The 8,999-nt window shown below is 70.1% G+C and carries 7 protein-coding genes and 1 rRNA gene; 1 reads left to right on the top strand and 7 read right to left on the bottom strand.

Features of this window, described 5'->3' with window-relative positions; genetic code table 11:
* Positions 1-209 (bottom strand): 16S ribosomal RNA (locus G3I54_RS19245); the annotation flags it as partial.
* Between the two features lie 717 nt (positions 210-926).
* Positions 927-1,934 (bottom strand): stage II sporulation protein M, encoded by a 1,008-nt coding sequence (locus G3I54_RS19240; RefSeq protein WP_164616103.1) that lies wholly within the window; start codon positions 1,932-1,934, stop codon positions 927-929.
* Between the two features lie 119 nt (positions 1,935-2,053).
* On the opposite strand from G3I54_RS19240, the gene G3I54_RS19235 reads away from it, so the two are divergent.
* Positions 2,054-3,004, top strand: coding sequence for an RDD family protein (locus G3I54_RS19235; RefSeq protein WP_164616102.1), 951 nt, complete (start codon positions 2,054-2,056; stop codon positions 3,002-3,004).
* Here G3I54_RS19235 and G3I54_RS19230 read toward each other — a convergent pair.
* The 5 genes from G3I54_RS19230 to G3I54_RS19210 form a co-directional block, all read right to left on the bottom strand.
* Entirely contained in the window at positions 3,001-3,651 is a 651-nt protein-coding gene (locus tag G3I54_RS19230; RefSeq protein WP_164616101.1) for a hypothetical protein, read from the bottom strand. The genes G3I54_RS19235 and G3I54_RS19230 overlap by 4 nt on opposite strands.
* Before the next feature lie 168 nt (positions 3,652-3,819).
* Complete coding sequence (ahcY, locus tag G3I54_RS19225; protein WP_164616100.1) at positions 3,820-5,277, bottom strand: adenosylhomocysteinase; 1,458 nt, start codon at positions 5,275-5,277, stop codon at positions 3,820-3,822.
* A 277-nt stretch (positions 5,278-5,554) separates the two neighbouring features.
* Positions 5,555-6,541 carry a cation diffusion facilitator family transporter gene (locus G3I54_RS19220; protein WP_164616099.1) on the bottom strand — a complete coding sequence of 329 codons (987 nt, stop codon included), beginning with the start codon at positions 6,539-6,541 and terminating at the stop codon, positions 5,555-5,557.
* Between the two features lie 87 nt (positions 6,542-6,628).
* Complete coding sequence (gene manA, locus G3I54_RS19215) at positions 6,629-7,804, bottom strand: mannose-6-phosphate isomerase, class I (protein ID WP_164616104.1); 1,176 nt, start codon at positions 7,802-7,804, stop codon at positions 6,629-6,631.
* Between the two features lie 183 nt (positions 7,805-7,987).
* Positions 7,988-8,999 (bottom strand): SIS domain-containing protein (locus G3I54_RS19210; protein WP_164616098.1); only part of this gene is annotated, 1,012 nt, incomplete at its 5' end.

Here is an 8,999-nt window from a genome sequence, read left to right as displayed (position 1 = left end):
GAGCTTTTAACCCCGTCCCATGCGGGACAGAGTGTTATCCGGTATTAGACCCCGTTTCCAGGGCTTGTCCCAGAGTGAAGGGCAGATTGCCCACGTGTTACTCACCCGTTCGCCACTAATCCACCACCGAAGCGGTTTCATCGTTCGACTTGCATGTGTTAAGCACGCCGCCAGCGTTCGTCCTGAGCCAGGATCAAACTCTCCGTGAATGTTTACCCGTAATCGGGTGCACACATCACGAGAGCGGAACAACCGGTCGGAATAAGACCCGTTGTTCACAGCGTCCTCGCTGTGTAAATGCCTACCCGGTCACCGAAGTGAACCCGGTAGGACTTTCAAAGGAACCACCAACCTGCCGAAGCAGGCCGGGGTATCAACATATCTGGCGTTGACTTTTGGCACGCTGTTGAGTTCTCAAGGAACGGACGCTTCCTTCGGTCCCGTTTCACCGGGGCCCTCCGGGCGCTTCCCTTCGTTCTTGCGTTTCCGACTCTATCAGACTCTTTCGTGTCCGATTCCCGGTCGAAGCGGGTCAAGCGGTCCTGCTCTTTTCGCTTTCCAGGTTCTTCGCTTTCGCGTTTTCCCTTTCCGGCGGTTCCAACTTTACCAGACTCTTTTTCGTTCCGTTTCCGGTCCGAATTCGATTTCCGGTGGCCTGTGGAGTGGCCTTGCCTTTCGGCGGATCCGACTTTATCAGAAATTCACGGGGCGAAACGAACGACCCGGAGATTCGAAAAAGGAGAATCATTTGGCCCGGCGGAGCAACAAGTGCTCCTGCACGAGCGGAGTAGATACTACGCGCTCAACTCGAACCTGTCTAGTCCGAGGCAACCGTTCGAATCTACCTCCCCACATCTGCCGTGTCAACGGTTTTTGTGGGCGAGGAGGACACTAGCAGCTCAGCAGGGGTGAAAGCACATCGGCGGTCAGGCTGCGGTGGGAAGTTCGGCACTGCGTTCGACCGCTGTGAGGTCACCCGTGTCGCCGGCGCGTGCCGCGCGGCCGCCCAGGATGTAGACGTACGCGAGAAACGCCAGCTCAGCGGCGATGCCGATGGTGATCCGGGCCCAGGTCGGGAGGCCGGACGGGGTCACGAAGCCCTCGATGAGTCCGGAGACGAACAGGACCAGGGCCAGGCCGATGGCCATGCCCAGTGCGGCGCGGCCCTGCTGGGCCAGGGCGGCCCGGCGTGACAGGGGGCCCGGGTCGATCACGGTCCAGCCGAGGCGTAGTCCCGTGCCGGCGGCGACGAACACCGCGGTCAGTTCGAGCAGGCCGTGAGGAAGCACCAGGCCGAGGAAGACGTCGAGGCGGCCCGCGGAGGACATGAGGCCTATGCCGACGCCGAGGTTGAGCATGTTGAGGAAGAGGATCCAGATCACCGGTATGCAGAGGAACGCCCCCAGGACCAGGCACAGGGCCGCCGCCTGTGCGTTGTTCGTCCATACCTGGGCCGCGAACGACGCCGCCGGATGGCTGGAGTAGTAGGTCTCGTACTCCCCGCCCGGCCGGGTCATCGCACGGAGGTCCTCCGGTGCGGCGATCGCGGCCTGGACCTCGGGGTGGGTACCGATCCACCAGCCCAGCAGTGCCGCCAGCGCGGTCGAGAGCACTGCGGTGGGGACCCACCAGTGGCGCGAGCGGTAGACGGCGGCGGGGAATCCCGCGGTGAGGAATCGGGCCGCGTCCCGCCAGGAGGCCTTGCGGGTGCCGGTGACCGTCGACCGGGCGCGGGCCACGAGCTGGGTGAGCCGGCCGGTGAGGAGCGGGTCGGGGCTGCTCGACTGGATCAGCGAAAGGTGGGTCGCCGTGCGCTGGTAGAGGACGACGAGTTCGTCCGCTTCGGCGCCCGTGAGGCGGCGCCCCCGGCGCAGGAGGTGTTCGAGGCGGTCCCACTCCGTGCGGTGGGCGGTAACGAAGACGTCGAGGTCCATGGGCGTCTGTTGCTCCAGGCAAGGGTGCGTACGGGTCCGTACTACTGCGGCGCGCTGGCGGTCAGCTTGGCAGACTGGGCCCGGCTGGGGCAGAGAAGGTCGGCGAAGGGTGGGGCCCGATGAGTGAGCTGGTGACCGGGGACGCGGTCGTTCTGGGGTTGAGGCCCGCGCGGCTGCCGAGCCGGGCGCTGGCCTCGGCGATCGATCTGGCGGTGATATTCACCGTCTTCATCCTCATATCGGTCGTGCTCGGTATCGCTTCCGCTTCTTTGGACGAGGCGGCCGTGGCGGCGATCGGGGTCGCCTCGTTCCTGCTGATCCTGATCGGTGGGCCGGTCGCGGTGGAGACGCTGAGCCATGGCCGTTCCCTGGGGAAGCTGGCCTGCGGGCTGCGGGTGGTGCGGGACGACGGTGGGCCGATCCGGTTCCGGCACGCGCTCGTGCGAGGGGCCATGGGGCTCGTCGAGATTCTGATGACCTTCGGCGCTCTGGCGTCCATCGCGTCCCTGGTGTCGGCGCGGGGGCGGCGGATCGGTGACGTGTTCGCCGGGACACTGGTGGTCCGGGAACGGGTCGCGGCGACGGGCCGGTCCGTCGCCGTGCCGCCTCCCCCGCCCTGGCTGGTCGGCCGGTTCGCGCAGCTGGATCTGTCGGCCGTGCCGGACGAGCTCTGGTCCTCGATACGGCAGTACCTGACGCGGATGCAGCAGCTGGATCCCGGTGTGGGGCGTTCGATCGCGGAGCGGCTGGCCGGTGAACTGGTCGCGCGGACGGGAGCCGCCGCGCCGCAGGGCGTTCCCGCGGCCGCGTTCCTGGCCGCGGTGGTTCATGAGCGGCAGGGGCGGGATGCGCGGCGGGTGTTCGCCGGGCCTCGCGTCGAGGGGCCCGTGGCCTCCGTACCTGCTGTGCCGTCCGTACCTGCCGGGCTGTCCGTACCTGCTGTGCCGTCCGTACCTGCCGGGCCTGCCGGGCCTGCCGGCGGCGGTGCCGGGTCGGGAAGTGGTGTCGGCGGGGCTCGCGAGCAGCGGCGCGGGGGTGCTTCCTCGGGTGGGTTCGCTCCGCCCGGCTAGGCGTGGTCCTGCCCTGATTCGTGCGGTGTCGCCGGGGCGCGGGGGGACGGGGGCGTCTCCAGGTGTTCGAGTTCGATGCCGGGTGCCGCGAGGACCACGTCGCCGGCGATGTGGACGGTGTGCTGTTCCCCGGTGTCCAGGGCGCTGACCTGGTACGCGTCCACGACCAGGGGGCCGTTGTCAGTGGCGTGCGCTTCACTGTTCACCAGAGCCCAGGACTGGTCGACGGTCCTGGGTGCGAGGACCGGGTCCGTGAAGGTGACCACGCGGACGCGGGTCGTGGGGGAATCGGGGGTGAGGCGCAGGAGGCGGGTCATGGCGATGAGGAACGCGGGGGACGTGCCGGCGAAGGTGTGGGCGCGGACATTGCCTTCGGTGGCGTGGCTGCCGGTCGGGTCGGTCCGGACCCAGGTGACCCCTTCGAGGGCTGCTCCTCGCACCTGCCAGCTCGCGGCATGGAGTTCGAGGCGGATGGGGCGGCCCAGCTCGTCCAGGGCGAGGTCGACGGAGCCGAGGTGGTCTCCGGAGGGGGACGTGGTCTGGGAGACGTAGCGCCAGCCGGAGGGGCCGGGGGCGCAGTGGAAGTGTTCTTCACCGAGGGGGGTGTGATCGTGAAGGTCGTGGAGCGAATACCTGCCGCGGGGCATGGGGTCCTTCGGGTTCCTCGGGCTGTGCGGGGGCGGTAACGGGAGCAGGCCCCCGCCACGGGGGTGCGGGGGCCTGCGCTCGGATCTGCTGCTGAGGGCTTGACGCCGTCCGGTGTTCGGGAGGCGTCCGGTGTTCGGGAGGTCGGCCTCCCGAACACCGGGGGTGGGTCAGTAGCGGTAGTGGTCGGGCTTGTACGGGCCTTCGACCTCGACACCGATGTACGCCGCCTGCTCGGGGCGCAGGGTGGTGAGCTTGACGCCGAGGGCGTCGAGGTGGAGGCGGGCGACCTTCTCGTCCAGGTGCTTGGGCAGCACGTAGACGTCGGTCGGGTACTCCTCGGGCTTCGTGAACAGCTCGATCTGCGCGAGGGTCTGGTCGGCGAAGCTGTTGGACATCACGAAGGACGGGTGTCCGGTCGCGTTGCCCAGGTTGAGGAGGCGGCCCTCGGACAGCACGATGAGGACCTTGCCGTCGGGGAACGTCCAGGTGTGGACCTGCGGCTTGACCTCGTCCTTGACGATGCCGTCGATCCGGGCGAGGCCGGCCATGTCGATCTCGTTGTCGAAGTGGCCGATGTTCCCGACGATCGCCTGGTGCTTCATCCGGGCCATGTCCTTGGCCATGATGATGTCCTTGTTGCCCGTCGTGGTGACGAAGATGTCCGCCTGCTCCACGACGTCGTCGAGCGTGGCCACCTGGTAGCCGTCCATCGCGGCCTGGAGCGCGCAGATCGGGTCGATCTCCGTGATGATCACCCGGGCGCCCTGGCCGCGCAGGGACTCCGCGCAGCCCTTGCCGACATCGCCGTAGCCGAAGACGACGGCCGTCTTGCCGCCGATCAGGACGTCGGTGGCACGGTTGATGCCGTCGATGAGGGAGTGGCGGCAGCCGTACTTGTTGTCGAACTTCGACTTCGTCACCGCGTCGTTCACATTGATCGCGGGGAACAGGAGGGAACCGTCGCGGTGCATCTCGTACAGGCGGTGGACGCCGGTGGTCGTCTCCTCGGTGACGCCGCGGATCTCGGACGCCAGCTGCGTCCACTTCTGCGGGGCCTCGCCGAGGGTGCGGTTCAGCAGGGTGAGGATGTGGGCGTACTCCTCGCTGTCCGCCGTCGACGGGTCCGGGGCCGCGCCGGCCTTCTCGAACTCGACACCCTTGTGGACGAGGAGAGTGGCGTCGCCGCCGTCGTCCAGGATCATGTTCGGACCGCCGGTCGGGGTGTTCGGCCAGGTCAGCGCCTGCTCCGTGCACCACCAGTACTCCTCCAGCGTCTCGCCCTTCCAGGCGAAGACGGGGACGCCCGCGGGGGCTTCCGGGGTGCCGTTCGGGCCGACCGCGATGGCGGCTGCGGCGTGGTCCTGGGTGGAGAAGATGTTGCAGGAGGCCCAGCGGACCTCGGCGCCGAGGGCGACGAGGGTCTCGATGAGCACGGCGGTCTGCACGGTCATGTGCAGCGAACCGGTGATCCGCGCGCCCGCCAGCGGCTGAGCGGCGGCGAACTCCTTACGGATCGACATCAGACCGGGCATCTCGTGCTCGGCGAGCGTGATCTCCTTGCGCCCGAACGGGGCGAGGGAGAGGTCGGCGACCTTGAAGTCCTGGCGGTTGGTGGCCGTCGTCATAACGGGCTGCTCCTCGTGATGGGTCGAGGGTGGGCTGTCTGGGCTGACTCTGCGGCGCGGCGGGCACACGAATGCCCGGGCAGTTCGCAGTGCAGTCCGTCGGAGGCCCTCTGTCCCTCGCCCGGCTCGCTCCCGCCAGCCGGTCGACCGCCATCAGCAGCGACGTCTGTTTTCCGTATCCGAATCTACACCGAACGGCCCAGTGAGCCCCAGCCCGTTCGAGGAGAGGGGCGTGTGTGAGGGGTCACCGGGCCGATCGGGGCTGGTGCGCGGTGGGTCAGTGGCCGGAATCGCTCGGGGCCTCGGGCGGGCCGTCGAGCGTCTTGCCCGGGTTGGTTCCGGTCGCGGCGGCCTCCGCGTTGTAGATGTCCGGCTCCAGGTAGATGACCCGGGCGATCGGGACCGCTTCGCGGATGCGGTTCTCAGCGGCGTTGATGGCCTCGGCGACCTCGGCCGCGGTCTCGTCGTGCCGGACCGCGATCTTGGCGGCGACCAGCAGCTCCTCGGGGCCGAGGTGAAGGGTGCGCATGTGGATGATGCGGGTGACGGTGTCGCCGTCGACCACGGACGCCTTGATCTTCTCGACGTCCTCGAGGCCGGCGGACTCGCCGAGCAGGAGGGACTTCGTCTCGACGGCCAGGACGATCGCGATGAGGATCAGCAGGATGCCGATGCAGAGGGTGCCGATGCCGTCCCAGACGCCGTTGCCGGTGCCGAGGGCGAGGCCGACGCCCGCGAGCGCCAGGACCAGGCCGACGAGCGCGCCGAGGTCCTCCAGGAGGACGACCGGGAGTTCGGGCGCCTTGGACCGGCGGACGAACTCGGTCCAGGAGCGGTCGCCGCGCGTGAGGTTGGACTCCTTGATCGCCGTACGGAAGGAGAAGATCTCGGCGATGATCGCGAAGACCAGGACCCCGACCGGCCAGTACCAGGCCTCGATCGCGTGCGGGTGCTTGATCTTCTCGTAGCCCTCGTACACCGCGAACATGCCACCGACCGAGAAGAGGACGATGGAGACGAGGAACGCGTAGATGTAGCGCTCGCGCCCGTAGCCGAAGGGGTGCTCGGGGGTGGCTTCGCGCTTCGCCCTCTTGCCGCCGAGCAGCAGCAGTCCCTGGTTGCCCGAGTCGGCGAGCGAGTGGACGCTCTCCGCGAGCATCGACGAGGAACCACTGAAGAGGAACGCTACGAATTTGGCCACGGCGATCGAGAGGTTGGCGGCGAGTGCCGCCACGATCGCCTTGGTTCCGCCTGACGCGCTCATGAGTGCGTGGTGTCCCTTCGTCGGTGCGCGGCATGTGCCGCCGCGGTGAGGCGGCACATTGTTGCAGCCGTCGGGACGGTCCGTCGGTCAGGCCGCCACAGTGGCCCGGAAGAGTGTGCCCGATCCCGTCGCCTCGACCGTCTCGCCGGCCGGAACATAGGCGGACTCCCCCGGTCCGAGGGCGAGTTCGCCGACCGTGACCGATCCCGCCGTGCAGAGCAAGATCTGGGGGGTGGGGGCGGTCAGGCCGGTGGGGGCCGCGCCCGACGCGAGGGTGTAGCGGGACAGGGCGAATTCGTCGACGGGGGTCTCGTAGCGCTCCTCGCCCGACGGGGCGGCCTCCGGGCGCAGCACGCCGGGCTCGGTGGCCTCGAAGCGGACGATCCGCAGGAGTTCGGGGACGTCGATGTGCTTGGGGGTCAGGCCGCAGCGCAGGACGTTGTCCGAGTTGGCCATGATCTCGACGCCGAGGCCGTCGAGATAGGCGTGCGGTACGCCCGCGCCGAGGAACAGGGCTTCGCCGGGCTGGAGTTGTACGTAGTTGAGCAGCATCGCGGCGAGGACGCCGGGGTCGCCGGGGTAGTTGTGGGCGATGCGGGCGTACGGGGCGTGGGCGCCGCCGAGGCGTTCCGCGGCGGCCGCCGCCTCGGCCACGGTGTCGGCCATCTCCGCCGGGTCCGCGGTGAGGATCGCCGTGAGCACCTCGCGGAGGGCGGCCTCCTCGGGGTGGGCGCGGAGGAGGTCCACGTACGGCTTGAGGGAGTCGACTCCCAGCGCCTCCATCGCGTCCGCGGCCTCGGTGGGCCTGCGGAAGCCGCACAGACCGTCGAAGGGGGTGAGGGCGCAGATCAGTTCGGGCTTGTGGTTCGCGTCCTTGTACGTGCGGTGCGGGGCGTCGATCGGGACGCCCCGGGCCTCCTCGTCGGCGTAGCCCTCGCGGGCCTGGTCCAGGTTCGGGTGGACCTGGAGGGAGAGGGGCGCGCCGGCGGCGAGGAGCTTCAGGAGGAAGGGGAGGCGAGGGCCGAACCGGGCGACGGTGGCGGCGCCGAGCTCACCTTCCGGGTCGGCCTCGATGGCCTCGGTGAGGGCCAGTGCCGTCTCGCCCGCCGGGGTGGTGCGGCTGATCCGCGATGGTGCTCCGGGGTGGGCGCCCATCCACATCTCGGCCTGCGGTTCGCCGGTGGGCGCGATGCCGAGCAGGGCGGGAATGGCCGTGGTGGACCCCCAGGCGTAGGGGCGCACGGTGTTGGACAGGCGGTCCATGGAGTCGTCCTCGGGTGGGGCGGGGGTGAGTGTCTGCGTCACCAGGGATATCAGGGTTGTGTGAGGTCCTGGCGTCGTGGGGGTGGCCGGGGGGTGTGGGGTCAGTCGGGGCCCCCCGGGGGGGGCGGCGCGTGGCTTGGGGAGGGAGCCGGGGCCCGGTCGGCCGGGGTTGGGGCCGGGGGGCTAGGTCTCAGGGTTGGGGGCCGAGGCCAGGGAGAGGTAGACCGCCGCGAAGTCGGTGATCGCGAGCAGTTCGGCCAGGGCCTCCAGTTCGCTGCCCTCGTCCGGTTCCAGTTCGCTGACCGGGGTGTCGTGGCCGAGCGCCAGTTCCCGGGCCGCCGGGTAGGCGCTGAGGCCTCCCGTCGGGCGGTCCCGGAGCAGGACGACCCGGGCCCTCAGCGTCTCTCCCTCGTCGACCCGGTCGCGGAAGAAGTCGTCGGGGTCCGCGCCGGCCGCGAAGTCCCCGGCGAGGAGCGTGCCGTGCGAGGGCAGGGCCTCGGGGAGCTGTGCGGTGAGGGCGGGGCGGCCCGCCAGCTCGGACAGTACGGCGGCGAAGCGGCGGCCGACGGGGCCCGCCGCTTCGCCCTCCGTCCAGAGCAGCGGCAGGCTGTCGGCGAGCTCGGCGGCGAGCGTCTTGGCCGGGTTGCCGTACGTGGCGATGGCCGGGCCGCAGCGTTCCGCGGTGCGGTCCAGGCGGTCCGCGACCTTCTGCAGGTCCTCGGGCGGCGCGGTCACCAGGCCGACCCGGTCCAGCAGCGCCAGCAGGGGGGTGAGCAGGGCCCACAGGGTGCCGGGGCCGGCGGCGGAGGTCTCCGCGTCGTACTCGCCGTGCGGGGCGGCGGCCATCGGGACGACCAGACCGTGCACCCCGTCGACCGCCTCGCGCAGCGGTGAGCGGGTGGGGGCGACGGCGACGACGGTGCAGCCTCGGCGGTAGGCCTGCTCGGCGAGCAGGGCGAGGCCCGGTTCGGAGCCGTCGGCGGTCGCGATGAGCAGGAGGTCCACGGACCCGGCCCAGCCGGGCAGGGTCCAGCGGAGGGCGCCCGGTGCGGGGGCGACGCCCGTGGGGTGGATGCGTACGACGGGGGCGGCCGCGCCCGCGAGCGCGCCGATCAGGTCGGCGACCCCGGAGGCGGCGGTGCCGGGGCCCGCGACGAGGACGGCCCGGGGGCGGCCCTCCGGGGCCAGGCCGCCG

The sequence above is a fragment of the Streptomyces sp. SID14515 genome, assembly GCF_010548505.1.
GTDB classification, from domain to species: domain Bacteria; phylum Actinomycetota; class Actinomycetes; order Streptomycetales; family Streptomycetaceae; genus Streptomyces; species Streptomyces caviscabies.
The sequence above is the reverse complement of the archived record's forward strand: the minus strand, read 5'-3'. Positions and strand labels throughout refer to the sequence as shown.